This window comes from Agrobacterium tumefaciens, assembly GCF_009649785.1.
Classification (GTDB): domain Bacteria; phylum Pseudomonadota; class Alphaproteobacteria; order Rhizobiales; family Rhizobiaceae; genus Agrobacterium; species Agrobacterium tumefaciens.
In genome coordinates this window covers 71,845-97,445 of record NZ_WJOK01000016.1, presented here as the reverse complement: position 1 = coordinate 97,445, position 25,601 = coordinate 71,845, and the positions used below count along the sequence as shown (strand labels likewise).

General features: G+C 57.0%; 29 protein-coding genes. 8 read left to right on the top strand and 21 right to left on the bottom strand.

Going from position 1 to position 25,601, the window contains the following annotated elements:
- Nucleotides 1–143 precede the first annotated feature (143 nt).
- Nucleotides 144–1,085 carry an NmrA family NAD(P)-binding protein gene (locus GH784_RS17720; protein WP_060642076.1) on the bottom strand — a complete coding sequence of 314 codons (942 nt, stop codon included), beginning with the start codon at nucleotides 1,083–1,085 and terminating at the stop codon, nucleotides 144–146.
- Between the two features lie 74 nt (nucleotides 1,086–1,159).
- On the opposite strand from GH784_RS17720, the gene GH784_RS17715 reads away from it, so the two are divergent.
- From GH784_RS17715 to GH784_RS17705, 3 genes are all read left to right on the top strand, one after another.
- A complete protein-coding gene (locus GH784_RS17715; protein ID WP_060642075.1) occupies nucleotides 1,160–1,963 on the top strand; it encodes an AraC family transcriptional regulator in 804 nt (267 codons plus the stop codon).
- 399 nt (nucleotides 1,964–2,362) lie between these two features.
- Nucleotides 2,363–2,563, top strand: a complete 201-nt coding sequence (locus GH784_RS17710) for a type II toxin-antitoxin system VapB family antitoxin (protein WP_013637280.1) — start codon at nucleotides 2,363–2,365, stop codon at nucleotides 2,561–2,563.
- Nucleotides 2,560–2,943: a type II toxin-antitoxin system VapC family toxin gene (locus GH784_RS17705; RefSeq protein ID WP_060642074.1), complete on the top strand. Its 384-nt coding sequence runs from the start codon at nucleotides 2,560–2,562 to the stop codon at nucleotides 2,941–2,943. The genes GH784_RS17710 and GH784_RS17705 overlap by 4 nt, the downstream gene beginning before the upstream one ends.
- 215 nt (nucleotides 2,944–3,158) lie before the next feature.
- On the opposite strand, the gene GH784_RS17700 is transcribed toward GH784_RS17705, so the two are convergent.
- The 4 genes from GH784_RS17700 to GH784_RS17685 all read right to left on the bottom strand — a co-directional run bounded on the left by GH784_RS17700 (nucleotide 3,159) and on the right by GH784_RS17685 (nucleotide 6,054).
- On the bottom strand, nucleotides 3,159–3,857 hold the full coding sequence (locus GH784_RS17700; RefSeq protein WP_003519101.1) for a nucleotidyl transferase AbiEii/AbiGii toxin family protein: 699 nt from the start codon (nucleotides 3,855–3,857) through the stop codon (nucleotides 3,159–3,161).
- Nucleotides 3,858–3,868: 11 nt separating this feature from the next.
- Nucleotides 3,869–4,132, bottom strand: coding sequence for a hypothetical protein (locus GH784_RS17695; RefSeq protein WP_013637284.1), 264 nt, complete (start codon nucleotides 4,130–4,132; stop codon nucleotides 3,869–3,871).
- Between the two features lie 188 nt (nucleotides 4,133–4,320).
- The gene (locus GH784_RS17690; RefSeq protein ID WP_019565647.1) at nucleotides 4,321–5,388 is read right to left on the bottom strand and encodes a D-alanine--D-alanine ligase family protein; all 1,068 of its coding nucleotides are present in this window, start codon (nucleotides 5,386–5,388) and stop codon (nucleotides 4,321–4,323) included.
- A 45-nt stretch (nucleotides 5,389–5,433) separates the two neighbouring features.
- The gene (locus GH784_RS17685; protein ID WP_173995475.1) at nucleotides 5,434–6,054 is read right to left on the bottom strand and encodes a C39 family peptidase; all 621 of its coding nucleotides are present in this window, start codon (nucleotides 6,052–6,054) and stop codon (nucleotides 5,434–5,436) included.
- A gap of 83 nt (nucleotides 6,055–6,137) precedes the next feature.
- Here GH784_RS17685 and GH784_RS17680 point away from each other — a divergent pair, with 83 nt between their 5' ends.
- Together GH784_RS17680 and GH784_RS17675 are read left to right on the top strand one after the other, a co-directional pair.
- Entirely contained in the window at nucleotides 6,138–6,806 is a 669-nt protein-coding gene (locus tag GH784_RS17680) for a GntR family transcriptional regulator (protein WP_025591213.1), read from the top strand.
- Between the two features lie 471 nt (nucleotides 6,807–7,277).
- Nucleotides 7,278–8,174 carry a transglutaminase family protein gene (locus tag GH784_RS17675; protein ID WP_153793644.1) on the top strand — a complete coding sequence of 299 codons (897 nt, stop codon included), beginning with the start codon at nucleotides 7,278–7,280 and terminating at the stop codon, nucleotides 8,172–8,174.
- Between the two features lie 638 nt (nucleotides 8,175–8,812).
- Here the strand turns inward: GH784_RS17675 and GH784_RS17665 are convergent.
- The 5 genes from GH784_RS17665 to GH784_RS17645 form a co-directional block, all read right to left on the bottom strand.
- Nucleotides 8,813–9,832: a Gfo/Idh/MocA family oxidoreductase gene (locus GH784_RS17665; RefSeq protein WP_153793643.1), complete on the bottom strand. Its 1,020-nt coding sequence runs from the start codon at nucleotides 9,830–9,832 to the stop codon at nucleotides 8,813–8,815.
- A 23-nt stretch (nucleotides 9,833–9,855) separates the two neighbouring features.
- Nucleotides 9,856–10,650 carry a TIM barrel protein gene (locus GH784_RS17660; RefSeq protein ID WP_111800973.1) on the bottom strand — a complete coding sequence of 265 codons (795 nt, stop codon included), beginning with the start codon at nucleotides 10,648–10,650 and terminating at the stop codon, nucleotides 9,856–9,858.
- Between the two features lie 84 nt (nucleotides 10,651–10,734).
- A complete protein-coding gene (locus GH784_RS17655; protein ID WP_019565642.1) occupies nucleotides 10,735–11,523 on the bottom strand; it encodes an ATP-binding cassette domain-containing protein in 789 nt (262 codons plus the stop codon).
- Entirely contained in the window at nucleotides 11,523–12,644 is a 1,122-nt protein-coding gene (locus tag GH784_RS17650; protein ID WP_065662701.1) for an ABC transporter permease, read from the bottom strand. Before GH784_RS17650 ends, GH784_RS17655 begins: the two co-directional genes overlap by 1 nt.
- 126 nt (nucleotides 12,645–12,770) lie before the next feature.
- The gene (locus tag GH784_RS17645) at nucleotides 12,771–13,724 is read right to left on the bottom strand and encodes a sugar ABC transporter substrate-binding protein (RefSeq protein ID WP_153793642.1); all 954 of its coding nucleotides are present in this window, start codon (nucleotides 13,722–13,724) and stop codon (nucleotides 12,771–12,773) included.
- Between the two features lie 175 nt (nucleotides 13,725–13,899).
- Between GH784_RS17645 and GH784_RS17640 the strand changes: the two genes are divergently transcribed.
- Entirely contained in the window at nucleotides 13,900–14,895 is a 996-nt protein-coding gene (locus GH784_RS17640) for a LacI family DNA-binding transcriptional regulator (RefSeq protein WP_019565639.1), read from the top strand.
- Between the two features lie 583 nt (nucleotides 14,896–15,478).
- On the opposite strand, the gene GH784_RS17635 is transcribed toward GH784_RS17640, so the two are convergent.
- From GH784_RS17635 to GH784_RS17590, 10 genes are all read right to left on the bottom strand, one after another.
- On the bottom strand, nucleotides 15,479–16,546 hold the full coding sequence (locus GH784_RS17635) for an alkene reductase (RefSeq protein WP_111796583.1): 1,068 nt from the start codon (nucleotides 16,544–16,546) through the stop codon (nucleotides 15,479–15,481).
- 115 nt (nucleotides 16,547–16,661) lie between these two features.
- Entirely contained in the window at nucleotides 16,662–17,069 is a 408-nt protein-coding gene (locus tag GH784_RS17630) for a winged helix-turn-helix transcriptional regulator (RefSeq protein ID WP_065706106.1), read from the bottom strand.
- A 261-nt stretch (nucleotides 17,070–17,330) separates the two neighbouring features.
- Nucleotides 17,331–17,765: a RidA family protein gene (locus GH784_RS17625; protein ID WP_111796584.1), complete on the bottom strand. Its 435-nt coding sequence runs from the start codon at nucleotides 17,763–17,765 to the stop codon at nucleotides 17,331–17,333.
- 170 nt (nucleotides 17,766–17,935) lie between these two features.
- The gene (locus GH784_RS17620; protein WP_111796585.1) at nucleotides 17,936–18,277 is read right to left on the bottom strand and encodes a hypothetical protein; all 342 of its coding nucleotides are present in this window, start codon (nucleotides 18,275–18,277) and stop codon (nucleotides 17,936–17,938) included.
- A 14-nt stretch (nucleotides 18,278–18,291) separates the two neighbouring features.
- Nucleotides 18,292–19,173 carry an NAD(P)-dependent oxidoreductase gene (locus GH784_RS17615; RefSeq protein ID WP_111796586.1) on the bottom strand — a complete coding sequence of 294 codons (882 nt, stop codon included), beginning with the start codon at nucleotides 19,171–19,173 and terminating at the stop codon, nucleotides 18,292–18,294.
- Nucleotides 19,174–19,230: 57 nt separating this feature from the next.
- Complete coding sequence (locus GH784_RS17610; RefSeq protein WP_153793641.1) at nucleotides 19,231–19,962, bottom strand: amino acid ABC transporter ATP-binding protein; 732 nt, start codon at nucleotides 19,960–19,962, stop codon at nucleotides 19,231–19,233.
- A gap of 57 nt (nucleotides 19,963–20,019) precedes the next feature.
- A complete protein-coding gene (locus GH784_RS17605) occupies nucleotides 20,020–20,808 on the bottom strand; it encodes a transporter substrate-binding domain-containing protein (protein WP_153793640.1) in 789 nt (262 codons plus the stop codon).
- Nucleotides 20,809–20,873: 65 nt separating this feature from the next.
- Complete coding sequence (locus GH784_RS17600; protein WP_035201049.1) at nucleotides 20,874–21,530, bottom strand: amino acid ABC transporter permease; 657 nt, start codon at nucleotides 21,528–21,530, stop codon at nucleotides 20,874–20,876.
- 1 nt (nucleotide 21,531) lies between these two features.
- Nucleotides 21,532–22,218 (bottom strand): amino acid ABC transporter permease, encoded by a 687-nt coding sequence (locus GH784_RS17595; RefSeq protein ID WP_076845996.1) that lies wholly within the window; start codon nucleotides 22,216–22,218, stop codon nucleotides 21,532–21,534.
- A 36-nt stretch (nucleotides 22,219–22,254) separates the two neighbouring features.
- Nucleotides 22,255–22,887 carry an HD domain-containing protein gene (locus GH784_RS17590; protein WP_035201052.1) on the bottom strand — a complete coding sequence of 211 codons (633 nt, stop codon included), beginning with the start codon at nucleotides 22,885–22,887 and terminating at the stop codon, nucleotides 22,255–22,257.
- A gap of 72 nt (nucleotides 22,888–22,959) precedes the next feature.
- Between GH784_RS17590 and GH784_RS17585 the strand changes: the two genes are divergently transcribed.
- Nucleotides 22,960–23,895, top strand: a complete 936-nt coding sequence (locus GH784_RS17585; protein WP_236775937.1) for a LysR family transcriptional regulator — start codon at nucleotides 22,960–22,962, stop codon at nucleotides 23,893–23,895.
- 17 nt (nucleotides 23,896–23,912) lie between these two features.
- Here GH784_RS17585 and cynR read toward each other — a convergent pair whose 3' ends face one another.
- On the bottom strand, nucleotides 23,913–24,812 hold the full coding sequence (gene cynR, locus GH784_RS17580) for a transcriptional regulator CynR (RefSeq protein WP_153793639.1): 900 nt from the start codon (nucleotides 24,810–24,812) through the stop codon (nucleotides 23,913–23,915).
- A 111-nt stretch (nucleotides 24,813–24,923) separates the two neighbouring features.
- Between cynR and GH784_RS17575 the strand changes: the two genes are divergently transcribed.
- Nucleotides 24,924–25,583, top strand: coding sequence for a carbonic anhydrase (locus tag GH784_RS17575; protein ID WP_153793638.1), 660 nt, complete (start codon nucleotides 24,924–24,926; stop codon nucleotides 25,581–25,583).
- Nucleotides 25,584–25,601 lie beyond the last annotated feature (18 nt).

Below are 25,601 nucleotides of genomic sequence, written 5' to 3'. Positions count from 1 at the left end.
CTGATCCGTAGTGCAGTGGTGTGATCTCGGTTTGGTGGCCAAGCTGCGCAAATTTCGCTCGTTTAGCTACCGCACATCAACAATTTGCGGTAGCATCCGGGATGGTCGAACGCGTGGGGGACGGGTCAAAAGAGCCGCCATAGCTAGTCTCTGGCAGCCCACATGAAAAACGTTTCTCGCTGTTCTCCCGCTTTGACCGCGTCCAGATAGCGGGTCTTCCAGACATCAGCAATGAACGTCTCCATCGTCGTGGGCAATTTCGGACGATACTCGTGCTCCCCATGGAACCTTACGATGCCACTGTTCAAAGCGTCAGCACTGAGGGTGTCGTCCTGCCATTTCTCCAGCGTCCCGAACCGTGCCAGAAATTCAGCCTCGACGTCTTTACGGGTCGTTTCGATGTATCGGTAATCCACCGGCTTGCCGATCTTCTTGCCAATGATTTCGGCCAGTTCGTTCATCGAGACATCTTCCGAGCCTACTTCGAGGTATACGCGGTGTCTGCCCCTCGGATTGGTCAATTCCTTGGCCGCCAGCCACGCAATGTCATCGGTCGCCACCCAGGGCATCTTCAAATCGGGTTTGCAGAACCAGGCAATTCGACCGTATTTGGCAACCGGCCCCGTCCACGCCGATACGTCGTCCATGAACCAAGCGGCGCGCAGGTGGACCAAATCGATGTTGCCGAGTTCGTTTAACTTTTCGTCCAGATCGTGAAAGCATTCGAAATGGCCCGTTTTCCCCTTCACGTCCGAACCCATGGCCGTCAGGCTCACGGCCAGGTTGACAGAGGATTTTTTGAGCGCATCGACAAAGCGCTTGGCAACAGCGGGGTAATGCCCCTCGATGTTGTTCCAATCGGTCTTCACCATAAGGAAGGCAGCATCGGCACCCTGGAAAAACTGGTCAAGGTCTCCCTCTCCGGTGTCAAAGCTTCCCAGAAATGGCTCTGCACCAAGCTCGACCAGCGCGCCCAGCGCGGGGCCACCTCGCGACAATGCTCTAACCTGATGCCCGGCCTTCAGTAAGTTCCGGGTAAGTTTAGCGCCAACTCGTCCCGTGGCACCGACGACAGAAATTCGCATGACAGTCTCCTTGCGGTTGTTGATCGCCGATTAGTAGACTATTGCTGTGCGTACGAATTTGGAGATAGTGCCAAATGATCTCGAAATCGGGCCAATCCGCAAAACTGCTGCGTTCCTGCTACGATGACATTGATCTCGACCAGTCGGATCGTCCGGCCTTCGCTGTTCGCCTCGACTTCAATGACTATGAGGCTGAAGTACCCCAGCACCAGCACAAGGAAGGGCAGCTCATCTTGGCCCTGCATGGGGCCGTCACCTGCAAGACGGAAAATGGCATCTGGATTGTCCCACCAGACTGCGGAGTCTGGATACCCGGCGGCGTGCCCCACAGCAACCAGGTGACGTCCAACGCACGCCTGTCCTATCTGTTCGTTCAACCAGGCGCAGCGACACTGCCTCATGAGTGCTGTACTTTGTCTGTGTCACCGATGCTCCGCGAGATGATCCTCCGACTGGCGGATGTACCCGTCAATTCTCCTCCGGACAATCATGTCGGCCGTATGGTGCAGGTCTTGCTGGACGAACTCGCGCAAATGCCGATACAGGGGCTGGATTTGCCCGCCTCCAGCCATCCCAAAATCGCCGCGATCACCGCTGCCCTGATGGCGGAGCCGAGCGATCGTCGCACCCTCTTGGATTGGGCGACACACGTTGCCATGAGTGAGCGATCCTTGAAGCGGCTGATGGTCCAGGAAACGGGACTTACCTTCGGCCGATGGCGGCGGCAACTGCATCTGGTCATCGCGTTGCGCGAACTGGCCAGCGGCGCGACGGTCCAGAGGGTGTCGAGCGACTTGGGATACGAATCCCCTACTGCCTTTATCGTCATGTTCAAGAAGGCATTGGGAACAACACCGACCCGCTACTTCGCGAGGTGATTTTCCGAGTAGTCGAATTTCTCAACACTGGTCGGCCCTTGCAGCACGTGCGGTGACTACAATGGGCCTACTACGGACGATGGATCTTGCGTCGTCCCGCTCAGGAACAAGGTCGAAAAAGGGCTCGACCTCACCCAGCCGATCAGAGAGGCGACGGTAGCGCTGGGATCCGGGATCGACAGCCCCCCTTTGTATCAATCATTTGGATTTTCGGCGTTGAAGCTATTGAGAGGATGCGCGTTACTTCTAAGTGCATGTCCCCAAAACACCAATACCCACGCCTTGAACGGATACGAATCAACCATCCGTGAAACATGAAGATGTTAGCCGCACGCGATGAGTCGTGGATTTTCGCACCAAATGGTGCTATATGAGCTACTCATCTACGGGGGCTGGAACATGCGATCAACCATAAATATCGACGACAATCTTATGGAACGGGCCAAGTCCCTCACGGGCACCAAGGAAACAGCAGCTCTCGTGCGGCAAGCGCTGGAGACACTCGTGCGTGTGGAATCCGGCAAACGGCTGATCGCGCTTGGCGGCTCTATGCCTGAGGCTGAAGCGTCGCCTCGCCGACGGAGCGACGTGGCAAAGTGATCCTGGTAGACACCTCGATCTGGATAAATCATTTTCGATACGATGACTCAGAACTACGAAAAATCATCAATGATGACCAGTTGCTCTGCCACCCATTCGTTGTGGGCGAATTGGCGCTCGGCAGCTTAAGAGAGAGGGCTGCAGTTTTAGAATTCCTAGCAGCTCAACGCGAGGCGCTAATCGCGACCCATGCAGAAGTAATGACGATCATTGATCGTCATTCGATATTCAGCATGGGGATTGGTTACACAGATGCGCATTTACTTACTTCAACGTTGCTCGACCGGCGATCAAGCTTGTGGACAAGAGATAAGCGCCTAGCGGCCGCAGCACAAAAAGTTGGTGTGGCACTTTACACGCACGCGCAAGCCTCTCGTTAGCCCAGCAACGCAGGACGCCCAGCAATATTGTGGCTCTTGAACGGATTCGAACCGTCGTCCACGCGTCGTGGATTGGCTAAGCATTTTGCGACGCAATTCATTCACACTCGCAGGCGCCGCCCTAACTTGGTTTTGCTGGCTAATCGGAATGATGCGCACCGAAAGAATGATCGACCGAACGGCGGTATAGCTAAGGTCGCCAAGTTGCGGAGAAATCAGCGCGGAGACGTAGAGGAAGGCGCTGCGGATACCGCTGGCTTGTGATCGCACACCGCTTTCAAAAGCGAGATTGTCGTCGCTTGAGCAGTTTTCGAAATATCCGCATATCCTTCTCTATACTGAAGCTTCCCCATAACTGTGCTAGCGAGGCCTGCATCCATTCTCTCGGCGACGGCCAATGCAGCGGCGGCCCTGTTTTTGAATGGCAAGAGAGCTTCGAGAACGTATCCATCGCCGCATGCCTTGGCGATGCACGCGATATCGAACATGTCACGTGGCTGAAGAGAGGATCCTCGATAGTGAACCTTCTTCGCGATGATTTCGCCCGGGGTCTCAAGGTCAACTTGGATTCCACGTACTGCGACGCGGGATGTTGGATCGTTGGTCAGACTTGGAGCACAAATGAAGTCAATTTCACCGATGCCCGCGAACACGATTTTCAACGCATGCGTCCCGTCCGAAACATATTCATCTGGGTTCACCTGCAGGGTATAGCCCTGTGTTGTCGGGTTCAGATATGGGAGGACCTGCGGATCATCGACGAAAATGTCGATATCGAAGCTTTCACGATGGTTTATCTGGAGCATAAGGGCGGTGCCACCCCCGAAAGTCCAGCTATCGAGGAGTTTAAAAGAAGAGTTCGCCTGATTGATAATTGACGCAGCCTGGTCGAAAAGGCTTTCCCATTGGCTCATCAGGACAACCCTCAGGCGGCCAGGGCGAGGGGATATCCAGCTAGCTGCGAGAATTTCTGGGCAATCTCGGATGCTGTACCGTGGTCGATTTCCATCTCATCCAGAAACTGGTGCTGGAGCTCGGCTTTCACTTCGGAATAGAATGAGAATGCCGAAGCATCGAAATTCTCAACGCTCGCAAAATCCGAAATCTTCGAAGCGAGTTGCTCAGCCGAAAGGTTCGTCCCGTAAGGGGCGTTCACCGTCGACAGTACCTTAATCGCAACGCTAGACATCGTTATCACCACCAATTTTCAATAAGTTATGTAATACATACCCGCCAAAAACGCAAGAAACACAGCAGACGCAGGCATGCAACGGCATTAATCCGGCTTATTCCAGTTCTTGTCACAAGAGCAGACGAAGCTGCGGCGTTTTTCTTCCCGGTGCATGTCTACTACACCGGGAAGAGGCATTTTGCGGCTCAGAGGCCGGCGCGCGCAAAACCGTGTTCAACGAGCCGGTCGATTACCTCAGGATAGCTGACGCCGCTTGCCGCCATCGCCTTCGCATACATGCTGATATCGGTGAACCCCGGAATGGTGTTCACCTCGTTGACCAAAAAAGCCATGTCCTCGGTCAGGAAGAAATCGACACGCGCCATACCGTCGCAACCGAGCGCCCGGAAGGCGAGTGCTGCCGTCTCGCGGATCTTCGTCTCAACCTCTGGCGGAAGCTCTGCCGGAACCGTCAGCGCCGCGCCATCGTCGTCGATATATTTCGCATCGTAGCTATAGAAGCCATGGCTTTCGGCCGGGATGATCTCACCCGGGCGAGAGACGAACAGGCCACCCTTGGCGTCCTCGAGCACGCTGCACTCGATCTCGCGGCCGCGGATGAATTCCTCGGCAAGCAGCTTGCGGTCATGCTTGAAGCCCTCCGCGAGCGCCGGCGCAAATTCCTGGTTGCCGGAAACCTTGCGCACGCCGACCGAAGACCCCTGACGCGCCGGCTTAACGAACAGCGGCAAACCCAACGCGATCTCAAGCGTGTCGAAGGACGGCACCCGATCCGCATGCACGGTAACAGCACGCGCCACCGGTAACCCCGCCGCCCGCAGCAGCTGCTTGGCGATATCCTTGTCAAGCGCTGTCGCTGAACCCAGGATGCCGCAGCCAACCAGTGGCACGCGGGCCACCTCCGCCAGTCCCTGCACGGAACCATCCTCGCCGAAAATACCATGCAGAACCGGGAACAGAATATCGATCTTCCCGGCATCGCTCATCCTGCCGCCGTCGATGGCGATCATCCGCCCACGCCCGCCGGGCACCAATGCGATTTCGGTGCCGTTTGCCGGCCTGGCGAGCACGCCATTTTCGAAATGGCTGAGCAGCCACTCGCCTTCCCGCGTCACGAAGATCGGCACCGCCTCGTATTTCGAGGGCTCCAGTGCCCCCACGACATTCGTCGCCGACATGACGGAGACGTCGTGTTCGGCCGAGCGGCCGCCGAAGAGAACGGCGATGCGCAGCTTGCCGCGGGAAGATGTCATGAAAACCCCCAAAATAATCTCGTGTCTAAATAGTCTAAATAGATGTCAGAAGCCGATCGAGATGCCGCGATTGGCAAAGAAGCGGTCGAATATGGCAAGCGGTAGCAGCACATCCGCCTGGCTCGCAGCATCATGACCGGATGGATTGTGGAAACGGACCGTATCAGCCGAGGCTGCCGTCACCAGAATGAGATGCCCGCCTTTTGAGGGCGGCATGCGTTCCGGCCAGCGTATGCCGCTATTGACCGAGGCGATGAAGAACGGGCGCTCAGCGAGCAGACCGGGGATGCTCTCTGTTGCGACACCCGTCATCGTTTCTGCCGAGAGCCCGAAGCGCTCGCCCACATAGGTCACGAAGGGCGCATAGATCAGTCCCTTGATCGAAGCATCCAGCTCGTTGACGACATAGCCGCCATAGGCGGTGCAGGCACGGGCGAGAGCAAGCGTCGGAAGCAGGTCGCCGCGCGCTGCCAGGATCATCTTCAGGCAGGCCATGCCGCAGACATTGACCGCCCAGCGCGCGTATTCCTCGATCGTCTCGGCACCCGATTGCCGCCAGAGCGGATCGCGCAGCAGCGCCGCAGATCCTTCGGCAAGCACGGGCAATGTCATCTCCGGTGTTTCCCACTGACTGAAATAAGGAACGACGCCTGTTGATAAGGGCATGGCAAAAATCTCCTGAGCGGTATACTCGTATACGAGGTTGCTTGGCATGATCAAGATGATTGCTGTCTCGGAGAAGGTTGGCCATGAACGATTTCGTCGCAATAAATGTTGAAACCATCCGGCCGGAGACCGTGGCGGATCGTATCGCAAGGGTTCTGAGGGAAGCGATTTCCGGTGGAGAGCTTCGCAGTGGCGTCGCGCTCCGACAAGACGAGCTGGCCGCACGATTTGGGTTCAGCCGCATGCCTGTGCGTGATGCCTTGAGGCTTCTGGAAAGCGAGGGCCTCGTAACCATTCACCCGACAAAGGGGGCCTTCGTGGCAAGAATAGATGCCAAGGAGATTGCGGAGATCTATTCCATTCGCTCGCTACTGGAGACGGAAGCCTTGCGCCTATCATATGTAGGGCTGACGACAGCCGATTTGGACAGGGCGGCAACATTTCTCGCCCAGATCGACGCTGAGAAGGATGTGGGACGTTGGGGGACGCTGAATAAGCAGTTCCACATGACACTTTACGGCGCCTGCCAAAATGAGCGGCTCATCGGCCTTATCGCTACCCACCATGATGCAGCCGACCGCTACGTACGTGTATTGCTATCCAGCTTGGACTATGAGCAGCAATCGCAGGAGGAGCACCGTGCTCTGCTAAAGGCTTGCAGAGATCGGAATATCGACGCTGCAAGTGCAATTTTGCAGCGTCATTTGCTTGAAGGAAGTCGCAAGCTCAGCACGGCCGCCCAGTCGAGCTAAGGCGGCTCGCCGGTTCAGCGTTCGAGACGGGCGAAAGTACGCTTGACTTAGGAGATTCGCTGCCGTTGAGACGGGTAACAGGTTCATTTTTTGCTCTTGATGAGAGGTGAACCGCTGACCCCCACACCGCGGAAGTAGGAATCTACCCTGACAGACCGTTGCGTTATCACGACCTCTTCGGAAGTTTCGACTTAAAACTATCTTTCGCTTCGGCTGAAAGTGGACAAAGAGTGATTTTAGCTTAACGTCGCGAACGCATCGGGCGGGCTCAAGGTGGATTAGGCGTGGGCTTCTTCGGGACATTTGATAGGCTGCATCACGGTTTTCAACCTCAGCCGGATTGTCACCAATAGGTTGGGGGCCATCGCCCGCGCGGATTATCTCATGCCAGCTGGAACGATGTAACAATGCATGTGCTTCTTTAGAGTGATACGGTGCCAGCCGTCCTGGACCTCGTACCCCCGGTGATCGATGACAATATTTACCGTCCGACACGTCACGTCCTATCGTTATAAACGGCCGGTTGCGTTCGGAGAGCACAGACTTTTGTTCAGACCGAGAGACAGTTTCGATCAGACGCTGCTGAGCTCCCGACTCCTCATCGACCCGGAACCGGACTATCTTCGTTGGATCCATGATGTGTTCGGAAACTGCGTCGCAGTTATCGGCTTTGCTCAACCCTCACGTGAGCTCCGCTTCGAAACCGTCATTCGCCTTGACCATACACCCTATGTCGCAATTGATCTGCAAATCGATCAGGACGCTTTGACTTACCCGTTTTCATATGATCCAGACGAAGCGCTGGATCTGGAACGAACCATCCAGCGCCATTACGCTGATCCACATGATCAGGTCGGTAAATGGGCGCGCCAATTCGTGCGAGCCGGGCAACCCACTGAAACCGGGCACCTGCTGATGACGTTGTGCTACGCCATCCATGAAAGTTTCATCTATGCCCGACGACAAGAGCATGGAACGCAAGCGCCGACCGAGACGCTGCAGCTTCGCAAGGGAACCTGCCGCGACTTCGCGCTACTTATGATGGAGGCCGCTCGATCACTGGGGTTCGCGGCCAGGTTCGTCACGGGCTATATCTACGTTCCAGACCGAGACGGATCAATCACCCTTGGCGGCGGTTCCACCCATGCGTGGTGCCAGATCTATTTGCCGGGCGCCGGTTGGGCTGAGTTCGACCCAACCAACGGTATCGTGGGCAACCGTGATCTTATCCGTGTTGGGGTGGCGCGGGATCCGAAGCAGGCAGTTCCTTTGTGGGGAAGTTACGACGGAACAGCCGCTGACTACGAGGGCATGTCAGTCCAGGTCAACGTCACAACGGATGATCGCATCGAAACTGTGCTCAACTGATCGGAACGCATTGCCTATCCCGGCGTTTGCCGCCCAAGCTAGTCTCACGGCAATTCGCCGGCGCAACGGAATTTTATGATGAAGATACCGCGACCGGGTGAACCGACAGTTTTTCGCGCCTGCGCCAAACATGCACGATGTCGATTAGTGAGAATGTGTGCTCCTATCCGAGCGGCGAGACACGAGCTAACAAACTTGGCAATAGCAGCTTTCCCTCACGGTAGGTGTACGGCGAGACTCAGGGACCGATTCCCCTATCTGTAGGTTGCGTTGAGTTTCACATGCTGCTGGAAAACGCGTCTGAATTCGCGGTAACTCTCAAACCCAAGAGAGGTCGCCAACCGAACCACCGTCGACTGGGTGACGGAACAACAAACAGCAAGGGAAGTTGCTGTCCCGAAGGCGACGACTTCCGGGCAAGCGACAGCAGTTCGCGCTACTCTCTCTTGATGGCTCGATAGCCTCAAGCTTTTGACCTCAAGCATGTTTCTCAAATCATATACTGTTTTGGGCTTCTGAACTGTTGATTTCGTTGCCATGACGATTGTCTTTCGCCCCGCCGATGCGTTTCTGAGTGGCTGATTTTTCCAATACCTATGTGATGGCAGGAGCAATATCGGCCCCTGCCATCTATGCCTTCAACTCACAGGAACCGGCTGTTTTTTCGACACGGATTCAATCGCAGCAAGTGCAATCGCCAGAGCGTTGCGAGCATCAGCTCCTGTTGGTGCATTCTGAACAACACCGTTACGAACAGCATCGACAAAGGAAGCAAGCTGCGCCGTATAGGCCTGAACGAAGTGGTCCGTATCGCGCCGCCATGTGTCGTTGGATACGCCAGTAGCGTCGAACAGCGTCATGCTAGAACGTCGTACGTCGCCCATCGCAACCATTCCGCCGGAGCCGAATACTTCGCCGCGAATATCGTAGCCGTACATTGCAGAGAAGTTTGCTTCCGCAACCGCGATGGAGCCGTTGTCAAAACGAATATTGACGACGGCGGTATCGAGGAAGCCTGTATTGCGTGCGTCCGAGCGAACCAGCGCATCTGCCATTGCAAACACTTCGACAGGCTTTGCGCCGGGGTTCAACCAAAGCAGGGTGTCGAAGTCGTGGATCAACGTTTCATAAAAGATGGTCCACAAAGGAATCCTGTCTGGGTCGCCGCCGAACGGACCAGGATCACGCGTTAGCGACCGGATGAGTTGAACTGCGCCGACCTTTCCGGCATCGATCGCTTCGCGGCCTTCGGCAAATGCCTGGTCCCAGCGACGATTAAAACCGACCTGCAGCGGAACGCCTGCGGCCTTTGCGGCTGCAATGCCACGGTCCGCATCTTCAAGCGTGAGCGCCATTGGCTTCTCGCAGAATATCGCTTTGCCGGCCTCCGCAGCCTGCACGAGGATATTGGTGTGAAAGCGTGCGGGTGTCGCAATGATGACCGCATCCAGACCGGGGTGAGAAAGCATTTCTGCAACGTCGGCGTAAGAAGCGTCGGCGCCCAGCCTCTCCGCAAGCTTTGCAGCGGCTCCGGGGGCGGGGTCGGCGACGGCTATCAGCTCCGCGTCCACAAGCCTTTTTGCGACACTCTCACCATGAAACGAACCGATGCGCCCTGCCCCGATAAGTCCGACGTTGACTGTTTTGACCTTGGTCATGATTTTTAGTCCTGTTTTTGAAATCAGAGAGTGAAGGCTTCGCGGAAGGCAGCAAGCGCGGTGTCGGCATCTCCGGATGCCCATGCTTCCATCCCGATCGGGCCGGAGTAGCCCATGTGGCTCAGGGCTCTTGCGATCCCCTTCCAGTTCACTTCGCCGGTGCCCGGCTCAAATCGCCCGGGTACATCGGCCACCTGAATCTCACCGATCCACGGCAGGCTGCTTCGGCAAAGTTCGATCAGGTTCCCCTCACCGATCTGCGCGTGGTAGAGGTCCAGGTTCAAACGCAGGCGCGGGTGGTCGATGCTCGATACGAGTGCCAACGTGTCTTCGGCGCGCCCGAACGGAACGCCGGGGTGATCGACGGGAAGATTGAGGTTTTCCAGCGTGAAAACCACGTTTTCTTCTTCCGCGAGGTCGACGATTCGGCGTAGCGTATCCTGAGCCTTCAGCCACATGGCTCCCGTGACGACCTCGACAGGCTGAATCGGTAGTCCACGATCCCCGAGGCCAGTGCCGTGAAGGTTGAGGCGCTGCACGCCAAGACGTTTACCGATCTGAGCTGTTTCGCGCGCGGTTCTCAAAAGTTCGGCTGCACCTTCTTCATCCGTAAGACGCCCGGTCAGGTAACCGTTCATAATTGTGAAGGTCGCACCTGTGGCTTCGAGCTTGGCGATGTCGTGCTCTGGCCAATTCCAGAGGCCCACGCCAAATCCCTGCTCCTTCAATCGGGAAGCGCGCCATTCGATAGGCTTGTCCCGCCACAGCATCTCCGCGCAGGCGGCTAACGGAAACGGGGTGTTATTCGTACTGCTCATTTGGGGTGGTTCCCTGGATTTTGGATATGACTGTCCCAAGGCCCGGCGAACGCGCCGGGCCAAAATTCATGTTTCCAAGTGTCTTCAAATGGTGCCGCCCAGCTCCGCGGAGATCGACTGGAGTTCTTTGCCGCCGGCCATCAGGTTCTGCAGGCCATCGAGGCTGATTTCATGTTTGGCAAATGTGCCAAGCGTCTTTCCCCTGTTCAGAGCTGTAAAACGGTTGCCGACGGCAAAAGCGTGTCGGACGTTGTGGGTAATGAAAATCACGCCCAGACCTTTGCGACGAACCTGATCGATGTACTTCAGGACCATCGAGGTTTGCGCAACACCGAGTGCAGATGTCGGTTCATCGAGAATGAGGACTTTCGCCCCGAAATACACGGCGCGTGCGATCGCCACGCATTGACGTTCGCCACCGGAGAGCGTGCCGACGGCCTGCCCGGGTTCACGAACATCGATGCCAATTCTCTTCATTTCTTCGCTGGTCACGCGATCCGCGAATTCCATGTCCATGTATTTGAACGGACCGAAACCCTTCAACGGCTCGCGACCCATGAAGAAGTTTCTAGTGACAGACATCAGCGGGATCATCGCCAGATCCTGGTAGACGGTAGCAATCCCCGCATCGAGCGCATCTCTTGGCCCGGTAAAGAGATGTTGTTTCCCCTCGACGAGGAAGTCGCCGGATGTCGGTCTGTGAACGCCGGAAAGAGTATTGATCAGAGTTGATTTTCCGGCTCCGTTATCTCCGAGGAGGCACAGAACCTCTCCTGCGTGAACACTCAGCGAAACGCCGTTGAGTGCGATAATCGAGCCGAAGTGCTTTACGAGGTTCTTGACCTCGACGAGTGGTGTCTGGCTCGTGCTCATCAGCGTTCTCCCGTCACACGCTTGCGAATGATGTTGTTGAAAATAACCGCAATCAGCAGCATCCCGCCGAGGAAGACGAGGTACCAATCCTGGTCGATTGACGTGTAGGTGAGACCGATCAAGACCATGCCGAAGACGATCGATCCGAAGAACGCACCGATTGCCGAACCATATCCTCCAGTCAGGAGACATCCGCCGATGACGGCCGCAATGATGGCTTCGAACTCCTTCTGAAATCCCCGTCGTGCGTCCGTTGAACCCGCATCAAGCACGGTGAGGATCGCGACAAGAGTGGCGCACATGGCGGTAACAATGAAGAGGGTCGTCTTTACGCGCGCGACGGGGACACCCGACTTGCGAGCTGACTTCGGGTCGCCTCCGGATGCAAAGATCCAGTTTCCAAACCTCGTGCGCAGAAGAACCCAGGTCGCGACGAGTGCAATCAGCACAAACCAGAGGATTTCTACGGGGATACCGGGGACTTTCGGCGTTCCATTGGGGAAGGTCTCGATGACGCCTGCACTGCCAAGCCACGTGAAGAGGCCCGGGAAGGCATCGCCTGAAAACAGCGGCGCAAGGGGACTGTCCGCCACAGCTTCCCTCATGCCGCGAAGCTGTGTTGAACCGCCGCTCGCCCACTTCAGTCCGACGAGCGTGAGGCCACGAAGAATGAAGAGAAACGCAAGCGTTACTATGAACGATGGAAGTCCGGTGCGCATGGTGAGCTGGGCGTTGGTGACACCGATGACCACGGCGAAAGCAAGCGCGATCAGGATCGCGACGCTGAGCGGCAGATTAAGGACCACAAGGGCCGTGCCAAAAACTAGCCCTGCGAACGCGACCATCGAGCCGATCGACAGATCGAATTCGCCGCCGATCATCAAGAGTGCCGCGCCAACCGCAAGAATCCCCAGTTGAGCAGCTGGCGCCATGAAGTTTACAACGCCTGCAAGTGTGAACATGGCAGGGTTTGCGGTCAGCATGAAGAATGTTGTGACGAGCACCAGTCCTGCGACTGCGCCGAGTTCCGGACGTCGCGCGAGCGCGGTCAAAGTCGAAACCTTTTTCAGGCGCTCGTCGGATCGAGTCGGGGACCCGTTCTGTTCGTTGGCCAGCGTCATGGTCGTACCTCAGATGTCAGTTGTTTACGTGCGCCATCGGCTGCCGTTCACGCTTCACGCGGATCGGATGTCGGGCGATGAGGGCAGCCCCCGCTGGAGGTGCGGGAGCTGCCGGATGGGTCTCGCTCAGCGGATACCCTGGGAGGATTTCTCGACCACCGAAGCGGCGGTATCCTTCTCGACAAAGCTCGGACCCGAGGCAACGTTTCCAGCAGGAATCGTGCCATATCTTGCATTCAGCGCGAGGAATGTGACTGGCAGATATCCCTGGAGATAGGGTTGCTGATCCACGGCAAAAAGCGCCTTGCCTTCCGAAACAGCCTTCAGGAAATTGGCCGAGAGATCGAAAGAAGCGACCTTGACCTTGTCGCCATTGCCCATCTTCTCGACAACAGCAACCGCTCGCTCACCGACGAGCGGTGCCGACAGGCCAAGCACGACATCGACAGAAGAATCCGAGGTTAAAGCAGCCTGGATCTTTGATTCAATTTCCGCCGGGTCGGCGGACGTCGGCAGGACCGTTACCTTTCCACCTTCGAAGCCCTTGGCGGTACCTGCGCAGCGCTGGTCAAGGGCGGCATTTCCCACCTCCTGGTTTACGCACAGCACATGCTTCATGCCCAGAGACTTGAGTTTTTCGCCGACCTTGGCCCCTGCGGTAAGTTCGTCCTGGCCAACATGAAGCTTGATGCCAAGCTTTTCCGTTGCGGCAATGCCGGAATTCATGGAAATGACGGGGATACCGGCCGCGATGGCCTTGGCAATCGCCGGGCCTAGCGCATCCGGATCGGGATTGGAAATTACAATGCCCGCCGGGTTTTGATTGACTGCGGCCTCAATGAGCTGAGCCATTGCGACCATATCGAAGGTCTCGGGTGCCCGGTAGTCAACCTTGGCATTGATGTCCTTGCCGGCCTGCATCATTCCGTTTTTCACGATCGACCAGAAGGGGTCAGAAGCTTGTCCATGAGTGACGGCGATGATGCTGGGCTGCTCCTCGGCTTTGACGCCAACCGACCAAGCGCCAATCAGTGACACGGCAATAGCCGCAGAAGCGAAATTCTTCCAAATGGATTTCATTTTTTCCTCCTCAATGTCACCCACTCCTCTGAGTGACGAATTCGAATGCTACCGGGTGCAAATGTGTTTGCTACCGGGTGCAAGCGGGTGCATGTTATGTCAGAATGCGTTAAAAGCAAGCATTCATTTCACTGAATCAAAAAAATGGAATTTATGTTCCATTACCGGAGAGTTTATGCGGAAGAGAGCAACGGCTAAACAGGTGGCAGATGCGGCGGGAGTCTCCAAGTGGACCGTGATACGAGCTTTCACACCGGGAGCTTCGATTACCGACGAAAGCAAGCGGAAGGTACTGGAGACCGCTGCAGCTTTGAACTACACGCCGAACCTTCTTGCACGAAGCCTTGCTACCAACTCGACGGGGCAGATCGCTGTGTTCGTGGACGACTTTTCCAACCCGCAAAAGCTTCCTTTCCTTGAGGCGCTTACCGAGAAGCTCCAGGCCGCAGGCCTGGTCGTGATGCTGATCAATATCAATAGCCACTTTAACCATGTGAACGCACTTCTCCATGCGGACCAGCGTCAGGTCGATGCCATCATTCTGTTTGGTACAGCGTTTCGCGACGAAACCCTGACAGACCTGCAGCACGGACGCGGCATGCCGCCTATGTTCGTGCTTGCACGTGACAGTCAGATCGACGGCGTGCCAGCGGTTGTCTGCGACGCGGAACTTGCTCTCAGGGAGATCGTCGACCACCTTCATGCGCAGGGATACAAACGCCCGGGCTTCATGAGCGGTGCTGCCGCTTTGTCCACGGCTTTAAAAAGAAGCCATTACTTCACGGAGTTCTGGGCAGAAAAAGGCATCCAAAACATCGTCCAAATGAGCGCGGAAAAATACAGTCTGGACGCTGGTGCGGCCTCGGTGAGGAAGTACTTAAGCGAGACTTCACCGCAAGATCGCGTCGATGTGCTAATGTGCGAAAACGACATTCTGGCGATGGGCGCAATGGATGAGATCCGGGCAAACTTTCGCCTTCAAGTTCCCGAAGATATTGCGATAGTGGGTTTCGACAACTACGAGATATCCGGTTCGTTCGGATACGGTATTACCACCTACGAGCAACCGCGCGACGAAATGATTGATGCAATTCTGAGTATGATCAAGGGGAGTTCGGCTTTGAAGACGGTAACTCTTCGGGGAGAGCTTGTCGTTCGACGCTCAACTTAAACGCTGTCGACTGATCACAGTTGACTATTCTTTAGGACCATCCGATCAGAACGACACAAAGTCGCGGCGAAGCTTGGATGTCATCCAACCTGGATTTCATCAACGAGGCAGGCGTGCAGTGTGCGTACCAACCGCCTTGGACGGAATCGAGCCGTCGACCTGCCACTACTTCAAATGCAAACTCGCAGATAACCACGCCAGATCAAGTACCTGGCCTACTTGGAATGTCGGGAAGGGGGTCGCGCGGGGACTGTCTGGTGTTGGGGTGTCAAAGGCTAGAGCGAACATCGAAGAATCTGCCGCCTTGTCCGAGTTCGGCCATTGCGGCATCGGCGTCGATGGTCACTGAAATGGCCTTGCCCAAACTGAGGGCGTACTTGCAAAAAACGCCGAGCGAACCATTCATGGCCTCCGGGCGACCATCGCCCCATCCTTGACCTCTATCGCCCAGGAACGGCTGAACTACTTCGCAGCCGCTCGTTACGATCTAGAGCCATCAGGAACTGCTCTCACGACGATCCCGTCACTCTGTCCATAATGGAGTGAGCGACGGGACAGCAGATGAAGCCTAGCTTGACATGCTTCAGCCGAGGGGTGGATAGTCGGTATAGCCTCGCTCGTCGCCCACGTAGTAGCTGGACGGGTCGGACGGCGCCAATGGGGCATTTTGACGGAAGCGTTCGGGCAGGTCCGGGTTGCTAATGAAGAGAGTTCCGAACGTCACCGCGTCCGCCAGATTGCTTGCTATCGCCCGCTCGCCACTTTCTCGGTCATATCCAACGTTTACGACAAACAAGCCGGAGAACCGCTTTCTCGCCTCGGGCGCCAGCAGCTTGAGACCCTCGGGAAGCTGCGCCGACTCCATGAAGTGAAGAATGCCCACCTTCCTCGTTTCGAGAGCTTCGACGGCGAACATATAGGTGCCCTCCAGGTCGCTATCGCCCATGTCGTTATAGGGTATCCGGGGCGAGAGCCTGACCGAAACACGGGAAGCCCCAAATACCCGGATTGCGGCGTCGGTTGCTTCGAGCAGGAAGCGGGCGCGGTTTTCGACAGGGCCGCCATAGGCGTCCGTTCTCTTGTTGGAACCGTCCTCGAGGAATTGGGCCGGCAGATAGCCGTTGGCGCCATGCACCTCAACCCCATCGAAACCAGCGGCCTTGGCCGCACGCGCGGCGGCCTCGTAGTCCTGAATCGTACTGTGGATCTCGTCGAGGGTGAGAGCCCGGGGCGTGACGGTCGGCTTTGGCCCCTCGGGCGTGAAAGCCTGGCTATTGAAGGGCACAGCCGAAGGCGCGACAGGCAAGGCTCCGCCATGGAAGTCTGGATGAGAAGCGCGGCCGGTATGCCAGAGTTGGGCGAAGATGAGGCCCCCGGCGTTGTGCACGGCCCGGGTGACCTTTCGCCATCCCTCGATCTGCTCGGCCGTGTGGATTCCCGGCGTATTCGTCCAGCCGATCGCCTGCTCGCTGATCTGAGTCCCCTCAGAGATGATCAGGCCAGCGGTGGCGCGTTGGGCGTAGTAGTTTGCAGTGAGTTCGTTCGCCACATGGTCTGGTGACCGCGCTCTTGTCATCGGGGCCATGAAGACGCGGTTCTTGAATTCGAACATCTCGGTCTTCAGCGGGGTCAGCAGTTTTAACTCAGTCATTTTGACGCTCCAGTTGATCTGGACGCCTAGGTATACGTTGTAGACTTGCTGTCAATCAGGCACCTTGAATCGCCTTGGTAGGCCTGAGGATACCTGGTCGCCGTCTTGGTTGGGCTCAATCAGCGCGTTTTCCCAGCTGAATACCGCTGAAACCGTCATCTGATCGTCGGGCGTCGAAGGCTTCTCGCGCTGCATTGACCTCCGGCAGCTTGTCCAGCGTCCACCGGTGAAGCTCGCCGAACGGCTTTTGCAGTGTTTGGCCCAGCTTTGTGATCTCATACTCCACAGCCACCGGCGATACGGACACGATGCGACGAGTGATGAGGCCGTTGCGTTCCAGTTTGCGGAGACACTGTGTCAGAGCCTTCTGGCTCACGCCCTCCAGACGCTTACGGATGAGGTTGAACCGATGAGGTCCGTCCGACAGAACCGCCAGAACCATCATGGACCATTTATCGGCGATCTGATCGAAGAGTGTCCTGCTGGGGCAGTCCGAGGAGAAGCAAATCGGATCTAATTCCATGACGATACGCACCTTCACAATCCATCCATGTCGATATCTTTATGCGCACAGGTAGCCCATGTATACTTGTATTTCCCGAGGCTCTCCCTCAACACAAACTTCAGCCGGGTGCAGCAGACTCAAAATGGCCGGATGTGGGGTGCGAAGCGATCATTGCGTGCGGACCGCGAGTGGCCCATCAAAACCGCGCTGCCAGCATCGTGTACTTGAAGGGAATCGAACCAAAGTCCACCGCCTCCGATAAACTAAGATGCTGTAACTTTAATGCTCAGCGTGGAAAGGTTCGTTCGCGACACAAAGGTTCCAGCATCGCTTTACAGCAACACATTTCACCTCAGCGAGGAGCCCCTGGTGCGCGAGCTCAGAGACACCTATCCGGGTCCACGCATAGGTTCCCTTCGGAAACACCTCGTTTTTGACTGTCCGGAACACGTCCATGTGCTTGGACATTTCGACGTGATAGCTTGTCATTTCCACGATGTCATCGAACGTGCAATGAGCGGCTTCGAGGACAATCCGTAAATTGTCCCACATAGCTCTGAATTGCTCTAAAGGATCGTGAATAATCTTGAGATCCTTGGTCCGCCCGACTTGGCCGACGACGTAAATTGTGTCTCCGACTTTAACCGCGGGAGCATAGCCGGCTCGACTGACGATCTCCTGCATCTCGTCGGGTATAATGATCTCTCGATCCATAGTGGTCCTCGCAATCTTTGCTGGTTGCTAGCGGCACTGATACAAGCGTCGCGAATTTTCAAGCGCCGTTGGATGAAAAAGTTGAAACGGCCAGCGATGTCGGACAGTCCTTCACATCGCCCGCCGGAGTGACAGACCGGCAAGGTCGAAAAGCGGGAACGTCATTGCGCTTACCCCTGTGCCGAGAGATCGTGGATCGCGGCACTGGTGACGCGGTGATAGACCTTGCCGTCGAACATGGTCAGCAGTTGCTGTGTCTGTTCGCGCGACTGAAAGCGTGCGTCGCAGGCCATGGCGCGCTCGAGCGCGGCCTGATCCGGATAGGTGATGGCCAGAAGCAGGGGCATGGACGGCGCACCCTCGTCGCGTTCGAGCTCGCGGCAGACGGCAACGCTCACCGCGCCGTCAAATTTGGCCCATAGCGGCGTCAGCGTTTTCTCTACGAAACTGTAGAATTCGTCCTCCTTGCCGGCCTTGATCGTTCCAACGAATTCTGCGTAGCGGATCAGCATGTCATTCCTCCTCGTTAGGCCTTCGGGCCGTCGTAAAACTTCATCAGGGCGGCATTGTCCGCCGCACCGAGACCTGCGGAGACCATCAGCCGATGGATCTCCATGCAAAGCGATGTCATGGGCATTGCCGTGCCGGTGTGGATGGCTAGTGACTGCGCGGCTGAGAGATCCTTGACCATGTTGTCGATGCGGCCGGTCGGCGAGTAGTCGTTGCGCGCCATCTTACCCATGAACTCCTGCAGGATCGCACTGTCGGCGCGGCCGCCACTCAGCGCCGCGGGAATCCGCTGCGCATCCACACCGGAATCGATTGCCAGCTTGGTCGCCTCGGCCACGGCGACGAAATTGAGCGCACACAGGACCTGGTTGATCAGCTTGGTTGTCTGGCCAGCACCGCTCGGGCCCATGAGAGTCAGGTTTTGGCACAGGTCGTCGAGGATTGGCTTCGCCTCGGCAAAATCTACCGGGTCGCCCCCGACCATGACGGTGAGCTTACCCTCCAGCGCCTTCGGTGCGCCGCCCGAAAGCGGGCAATCCAGCCACTTCATACCGGACTCAAGGGCATCCGCGCAGAGCTGGCGTGTTGCGATCGGATCGATCGACGACATGTCGATGACCACGGTCCCCTGATGGGCTCCTTCTGCGACCCCTTTTTCGCCGAAGACGGCCTCTCGAACGATCCGCGCCGAGTTCAGGCTGAGAACAACGGCGTCGGCGCGAGCGGCCGCATCCGATGCCGACGTCGCCGGGGATGCGCCCTTGGCCTCAAGCTGCGCGAGCTTGGCCTGATCCAGGTCGAATGCGATCAAATCATGCCCTGCTGACAGAAGGCGCGAACCAATCGCATTTCCCATCACACCACAGCCGATGAGCGCGATTTTCCGTTTGGTGGACATAGCAATTCCTCTTCTGCCAAAGGCAGCCAATGTTTCGCGATAGAATGGACGGCTCGATCAGCCGTCTTCAGACCGTAGGAAGGCCTGGAGCTCAGGTGTCTTCGGCGATGAAAAGAATTCGGAAGACGGGCCTTCCTCGTGGATCACTCCGTCCTTCATGAAGATCGTCCTGTTGGCGACCCGACGAGCGAAACCCATTTCATGGGTGACCAACAGCATCGTCATGCCCTGACGGCCGAGGCTTTCGACTACAGCAAGCACTTCGCCGGTCAGTTCCGGGTCGAGTGCGGATGTGACTTCATCGAACAGAAGGACCTTGGGATGCATGGCCAGTGATCGTGCGATGGCGATACGCTGCTGCTGTCCACCCGAAAGCATATCGGGATAGGCATCGAAGCGATCTTCCAGGCCGACCAGTGCGAGACACCGCTTGGCTTCTTCACGGGCCGCAGCCTTGGCCTCGCCTTTTACCTGAATGGGCGCGAGCATGATGTTTTCGCCAGCGGTCAGGTGAGGGAACAGATTGTAGCTCTGGAAAACGATGCCGACGTCGCGTCGCAGTTCGCGCAGCGCGGCGGGTTTGCGTGACATCGCATGGCCGGCGATCTGAATCTCGCCGCTGTTGATCGTTTCCAAACCGTTGAGGCATCTCAGGAAGGTACTTTTCCCAGACCCGCTTCGGCCGATCAGTGCGACGACCTCACCGCCCCCAACTGTCAGGGAAACGCCCTTAAGCACTTCCAGCGGCCCGAAGCTTTTCCGGATATTGTTTGCGACTACTACGGACATCTCAAATCTCCTGGTGGGGACGCGAGGTGCGACAAGGCACCTCGCGATAGGCCGCGCTTAGAAGGATGGCAGAGCTGGCATCGGTGTCTTCATCCACTTCTCGTAGATTTGCCCCAGTTCTCCGCTCTGGTTGTGAACGAACAGGACGGTATTCAACCAGTGCAGAAGATCCGGATCGCCGCGACGCATGCCGACGCCGTAGAAGCTCTGAAGATAGGTCACCTTTTCCTCGAACTTGCTATCGGGATAGCGCTGCTGGAGCTGAGCTGCGATGTAATTGACGGTCCCGATTGCGTCGACCTGCCCGGCAACGAGTGCGTTTAGCGTCGTGCTGTCGTCGTCAAAGCGAACCAGTTCCATACCGTCGATCTTAGCCGCAGAAAGGATCTTCTCATGCGCGGTTCCGCGAGGCACGCCAACGCGCTTGCCTTTCAAGTCTTCGAGGCTTTTGATCTCGGTACCCTGGGGGGCGATGATGACCGACTTGTGCCCGCCGTACGGATTGGAAAAAGCAACAGACAGGGCGCGTTCGGTATAGATGCCGAAGCTGGCAACAACGAAGTCGACCTTGCCGGTCTGAAGCGACGGGATGCGGCTCTGGCCGGTAACGGGCACAAGCTCGAGCTGGACGCCGAGATCCTTCGCGAGCAGCTTCGCAACATCGACGTCAAGGCCATCGGGTTGCATCTGCTCATTGGTCACTCCGAAGGGAGGAACGGATAGATCCACGCCAATCATGACCTTTTTGCGGGCGATGATGTCGTCGAGCGATGAGGCGGAAGCAGCGGTTGTTCCAAACGCGATTGCCAATCCGACAAGGGGCATGAGTAGAGACTTTAAGCGCATTGTTATCCTCACAGTTTTTGAGTTCCGGGTTTAGTGAAAACGACCTTCTGCGTGTCGTTAAGAATTTAGGCGCGCGATCCGCGTTTGGCAGCTCGATGCTCCAGCCAGAGGCTGATTTGTGTCAGCGGGAAGCAGACGATGAAATAAAGTGCGGCAACCGCCAGGAAGGATTTCAGCGGCTCGAACGTGGCATTGCTGACGAGTTGTCCGGCACGTGTGATCTCGATGAAGCCGATGATCGACGCAATCGACGTTTGTTTGATGATCTGCACCAGGAAGCCGACAGTCGAAGGCATTGCCAGCCGGACCGCTTGCGGCACAATGACGAAGCGGAGGACCTTCAGCGGGTGCATGGCGAGTGCCTCGGCACTTTCCCACTGTGCTTTGGGAATGGCGCGCAAGGCGCTTTCCCAGATGGCACCAAGGAACGCCGCCGAATTTATGGTCAAGGCGATTGCGGCCGCCGTGATCGCGCTAAGCTCGAAGCCGAAAAGCGACGGCGCGTAGTAGCAGATGAACATCAGGATCAGCAGCGGCAATCCCTGGATGAATTGCATGTAAGCCGATGTCAAAGTTCTCAGTGTCCGGCTGGTCGATATCCGCAGCAGGGCAAGTGCCGCCCCAAGTATCCCCCCGCCTACGAAGGCGATTGCGGTCAGGGTCAGGGTCCATTGAAGGGCATAGACGATGAAGAGGAATTCGTTGGTACCGAATGTGCGCATATCATGCCCTCCCGAGGAGTTTACGGCGCGAACGTGTGAATATCAGCAGACCTGCGGCGTTGAGGATGGCTCGGAAGACAAAGTTGAGGGTTACGTAGATCGCGGCGATTACCAGATAGACTTCCATCGTCCGGAACGTCTCGGAACTTGCGATCATCGCAGCCCCTGTCAGGTCCTCGACGCCGATCGCCGATACAAGGCTGGTCGAGAGCATCAGTAGGACGCATTGCGAAACGACCGGCGTGAATACCTTCTCCAGTGCGGGCGGCAGGATCACGAATCGAAGTGTCTGGAGGTACGTCAGCCCGAGGCTTTCCGCCGCTTCGAACTGGCTCCGGTGAGTGGCCTGAATGCCGCCTCTAACGATCTCGGCAATATAGCCGCCATTGTTCAGGATGAGCGCGACCAGCACCGATGTCAGGGGAGAAAGCCGTAGCCCAAGGCTTGGCAGTGCGAAGAAGATCACGAAGATCTGCACCAGCAGCGGCGTATTGCGCATCAGTTCCACGTAACAGCGTACAAGCAGGCGCGGCACAAGTCCGGGAAGCGTGGAAACGACCGCGCAGAAGACGCCAAGGGCGAAGCCGCCGAATATGCCCACGAATGAAAGCAGCATGGTCAGCCAGAGACCGCTGAGAAACTGCGACAGATATGGGACCAACGATGCGAACTGGAATGTATATGCCATTTTGCCCTCGCGTATGGTGACAGTCCGTGCCCGGTTTTATTCGGCGCCCAAGGGACGGACGCGAATGTTCTTGCCCGCCTGTGCGATCGTATCGGGATGGCATAGATCGAGGGCTGCAGCGACGAGCCACCAGGTGTGGTCGGCCTGACGGATGATGAAGCACTCTGTACTGTGGCCGATCTGACCGAACTCCATTGCGTGACCCATGCAAATATGGCCGACTTCATCGGGCAGACCGACGGAAAGGCAGACATGCGCGCCGTAGGCCGAGTGGCGGAACGTGGGATCGCCATAGCGGTCGCCACGTTCTTCGGAGCGCTTCAGCATGACGGGATCGAATTCCCAGGTCTTGCCGATGTCGTGGCAAAGCCCGCCGGCCAGGAGAATGTCGCGATCAACCTTGGCTTCGGGATATGTGGCCTTGAACTCCTCGTAGATCGACAGTGCAAGCCGGGTCACGCCGCGCAGATGCGCGTCCTGCGTACCACGCTTGAGCGAAAAGATGTTCGGGCTTCCCTCGCCCTGGATGTCGGTGACGCGATCAAAAGATGAGCGCTCGAGAGCAAAAACCCAGGCGTCGATAACCTTCTCTCGAAGTTCGTCCGACTGGATATCCGCTATCTCAGGCAGATCTTCGAGAATATGCTCACGCGAAATCGTTTTGTACATTTTTTGATCACCTGTATAAACTGCTTATTGAGCGAGCTTAAGGTTGAATGAATTCAAAATCCAATTAGGATATTGGCAGGTATCGATCGAATTTTTCTATGGAAGAAAATGGCTCTCAGTTTCTCGGCGGTCGAAGCATTTTATTGGGCCTCTCAGTTGCGCAGCTTCAACGCCGCGGCAGAAAAGCTGAGCATCACGCAGCCGACGGTTTCGTATCGGATCAAGGAGTTGGAGGAACAACTCGGTGTTCCGCTTTTCATTCGGCAAAAACGGCAGCTGCAGCTGACCAGCGAGGGTGAAGCCCTCAAGCACTACGCCGAGGCGATGATCGGCATTGCCAGAGATATCGAATCTAACATCAAGACACGCAATACGCGCCTGCCGACGCTCAGAGTGGGTGTGATGGATAGTTTTGCCACAGTCTGCCTCCCGGCACTGCTGGACGAACTGGACGGCCGCTTTGCCGAGACCCGCGTTGCAGCAACTGTCGACACGAGCCATAACCTCGCCCGACAGCTTTCTGAAGGGCTTCTCGATATCGCCGTCCTGTCGACACCCCCCGAGCACGACAACGTTGCGCTGGAACTCCTCGGCCGTCAGACGGTGGAATGGTTTGCCAGCCCCAAACTTGAGATGCCCCGCGAATTCGTCTCGGACGCGATGCTCCTGCGACAACGGATATTCTCGACACCCGCGCCATCCAATCTCCACACCCTGACAACCACTGCTCTCAGCGGTAACCGCGAGCTTGGTCTTCGCCTCAATGTCTGCAACAGTCTTGGAGCCATCCTCAATCTGGTCGAAGCGGGCACGGGCATCAGCATATTGCCAGGCAGACTGCTTCATACGCAGCTTAAAGCAGGCAAGGTGCATTCGCTGCGGACCCACTCCCGTCTCCCGATGCAGGACGTGTTTATCGGGACCAACAAGGGCGCAGTGGTCAGGGCGTTACCGCAAGTGGCGCAGATGATCCGCAAGGTGAGCGTGGACGTCGCTTTCTGCGGCTGAACAACTGCGCGGTCGCGTCACGCTTCCTGAATACCCTCCAACCCGGCCGCGACCTCTTTTGCCAGTGCGACAAAGGTCTTGGCCGCGGCACTTCGGTAGCCGTGCCGGCGCTGCATCAGTACAGCGGTACGCTCGAGGCGCACCGGATCGAGTGCAATAGCCTTCAGATCCTGATGCGCGAAGGCGATTGTTGCGGGAAGGAGTGTAGAGAGACTTGTCCGGCGTACAATTTCGACCACTGCGCTTATAGAGTTGACCTCTATCTGAACACGCGGCTGAATGCTGTGCTGACGGCAGAATCGGTCGATCTGATCTCGCGTCGCAAACTCAGCACTCAACAGCACCAGTGACTCCGCGCTCAGCGCATCAAGTCCAACGGATCTTTCACTTGCCAGAGGGTGCCCGGCTCTGACGACTAGGGCGAGGGTTTCCACCAGGAGGGAGTCGAGGTCGAGATCTGCTGTCGGCGTGCCGGAAAAGGCGATCCCCACATCGATCTCGTCAGACAGGAGTAGATTCTCCATGTGCTCCTGGGAAATCTCTCGCAGATTGAGGGAGATACTCGGGTAGCGGCTGTGAAACGCCTCGACCAAGGGCCCCACCAGATAGGTCGTGAAGGTCGGCGTCACCGCCACCCTCAGCGAACCACGGCTGAGGTCGTCGACGTCGTGGAGGGCGCGCTTGGCTTCAAGGAACTCCTGCGAAGCGCGGCGCACGTATTGCAGATAAACCTCCCCGGAGTCCGTCAATCGTGTCGTACGACCCGTTCGGTCGAACAGCTGCACACCCAGGCTCTCCTCCAACAACCTGACCTGCTGCGAAAGCGCCGGCTGGGAGACATGCAAGGCCGCCGCAGCCCGCGTGAAGCTCTCTTGCTCCGCCACTGCGAGAAAGTAACGAACCTGTCGAGAGAGCATATTAAGACCTATAAGATTATCTAATCCAGCGCATAATAAACGAGACTTTTACATTATGCCACGCTCTCCGTAGTTTCATCCTCGACAGATCGCGAAACGGAGATTGCAGCGATGAAAGACATTATTGACGGCTTTCTGAAATTTCAGCGGGAAGCCTTCCCTGAGCGGGTCAAGCTGTTCAAGGACTTGGCAAATCAGCAGAATCCGCGGGCTCTGTTCATTTCCTGCTCGGACAGCCGCCTGGTGCCTGAGCTGGTTACACAGCGCGAGCCGGGCGACCTCTTCGTCATCCGAAACGCCGGCAACATCGTTCCGTCTTATGGCCCCGAGCCGGGCGGCGTTTCTGCCTCCGTCGAATATGCGGTCACGGCACTACAGGTCTCTGACATTGTGATCTGCGGTCACTCCGATTGCGGTGCAATGACGGCCATCGCGACATGCAAATGCCTGGACCACATGCCTGCTGTGGGCAGCTGGTTGCGCTACGCGGACTCAGCCCGTGTGGTGAACGAGGCCCGGCAGCACAAGGACGAGCCTGCCAAGGTCGCATCCATGGTGCGTGAAAATGTCATCGCCCAGCTCGCCAATATCCAGACGCACCCGTCGGTGCGCCTGGCTCTCGAAGAGGGCCGCATAGCCTTGCATGGCTGGATTTACGACATCGCGAGCGGCCTTATCGAAGCTTTCGATGGCAGCAAGGGCGCCTTCGTTTCCCTTGCGGACAATCCCGAAGTCCAGGCCATCCAATATCAGGCCAGGCGCGCTGCCTGAGCCCCAATCCCAACCAAG

Coding starts and splice junctions, on each gene's coding strand:
- GH784_RS17720 (WP_060642076.1), bottom strand. CDS start 1,085: ATGCGAATTTCTGTCGTCGGTGCCACGGGACGAGTTGGCGCTAAACTT.
- GH784_RS17715 (WP_060642075.1), top strand. CDS start 1,160: ATGATCTCGAAATCGGGCCAATCCGCAAAACTGCTGCGTTCCTGCTAC.
- GH784_RS17710 (WP_013637280.1), top strand. CDS start 2,363: ATGCGATCAACCATAAATATCGACGACAATCTTATGGAACGGGCCAAG.
- GH784_RS17700 (WP_003519101.1), bottom strand. CDS start 3,857: ATGAGCCAATGGGAAAGCCTTTTCGACCAGGCTGCGTCAATTATCAAT.
- GH784_RS17695 (WP_013637284.1), bottom strand. CDS start 4,132: ATGTCTAGCGTTGCGATTAAGGTACTGTCGACGGTGAACGCCCCTTAC.
- GH784_RS17690 (WP_019565647.1), bottom strand. CDS start 5,388: ATGACATCTTCCCGCGGCAAGCTGCGCATCGCCGTTCTCTTCGGCGGC.
- GH784_RS17685 (WP_173995475.1), bottom strand. CDS start 6,054: ATGCCCTTATCAACAGGCGTCGTTCCTTATTTCAGTCAGTGGGAAACA.
- GH784_RS17680 (WP_025591213.1), top strand. CDS start 6,138: ATGAACGATTTCGTCGCAATAAATGTTGAAACCATCCGGCCGGAGACC.
- GH784_RS17675 (WP_153793644.1), top strand. CDS start 7,278: ATGACAATATTTACCGTCCGACACGTCACGTCCTATCGTTATAAACGG.
- GH784_RS17665 (WP_153793643.1), bottom strand. CDS start 9,832: ATGACCAAGGTCAAAACAGTCAACGTCGGACTTATCGGGGCAGGGCGC.
- GH784_RS17660 (WP_111800973.1), bottom strand. CDS start 10,650: ATGAGCAGTACGAATAACACCCCGTTTCCGTTAGCCGCCTGCGCGGAG.
- GH784_RS17655 (WP_019565642.1), bottom strand. CDS start 11,523: ATGAGCACGAGCCAGACACCACTCGTCGAGGTCAAGAACCTCGTAAAG.
- GH784_RS17650 (WP_065662701.1), bottom strand. CDS start 12,644: ATGACGCTGGCCAACGAACAGAACGGGTCCCCGACTCGATCCGACGAG.
- GH784_RS17645 (WP_153793642.1), bottom strand. CDS start 13,724: ATGAAATCCATTTGGAAGAATTTCGCTTCTGCGGCTATTGCCGTGTCA.
- GH784_RS17640 (WP_019565639.1), top strand. CDS start 13,900: ATGCGGAAGAGAGCAACGGCTAAACAGGTGGCAGATGCGGCGGGAGTC.
- GH784_RS17635 (WP_111796583.1), bottom strand. CDS start 16,546: ATGACTGAGTTAAAACTGCTGACCCCGCTGAAGACCGAGATGTTCGAA.
- GH784_RS17630 (WP_065706106.1), bottom strand. CDS start 17,069: ATGGAATTAGATCCGATTTGCTTCTCCTCGGACTGCCCCAGCAGGACA.
- GH784_RS17625 (WP_111796584.1), bottom strand. CDS start 17,765: ATGGATCGAGAGATCATTATACCCGACGAGATGCAGGAGATCGTCAGT.
- GH784_RS17620 (WP_111796585.1), bottom strand. CDS start 18,277: ATGCTGATCCGCTACGCAGAATTCGTTGGAACGATCAAGGCCGGCAAG.
- GH784_RS17615 (WP_111796586.1), bottom strand. CDS start 19,173: ATGTCCACCAAACGGAAAATCGCGCTCATCGGCTGTGGTGTGATGGGA.
- GH784_RS17610 (WP_153793641.1), bottom strand. CDS start 19,962: ATGTCCGTAGTAGTCGCAAACAATATCCGGAAAAGCTTCGGGCCGCTG.
- GH784_RS17605 (WP_153793640.1), bottom strand. CDS start 20,808: ATGCGCTTAAAGTCTCTACTCATGCCCCTTGTCGGATTGGCAATCGCG.
- GH784_RS17600 (WP_035201049.1), bottom strand. CDS start 21,530: ATGCGCACATTCGGTACCAACGAATTCCTCTTCATCGTCTATGCCCTT.
- GH784_RS17595 (WP_076845996.1), bottom strand. CDS start 22,218: ATGGCATATACATTCCAGTTCGCATCGTTGGTCCCATATCTGTCGCAG.
- GH784_RS17590 (WP_035201052.1), bottom strand. CDS start 22,887: ATGTACAAAACGATTTCGCGTGAGCATATTCTCGAAGATCTGCCTGAG.
- cynR (WP_153793639.1), bottom strand. CDS start 24,812: ATGCTCTCTCGACAGGTTCGTTACTTTCTCGCAGTGGCGGAGCAAGAG.
- GH784_RS17575 (WP_153793638.1), top strand. CDS start 24,924: ATGAAAGACATTATTGACGGCTTTCTGAAATTTCAGCGGGAAGCCTTC.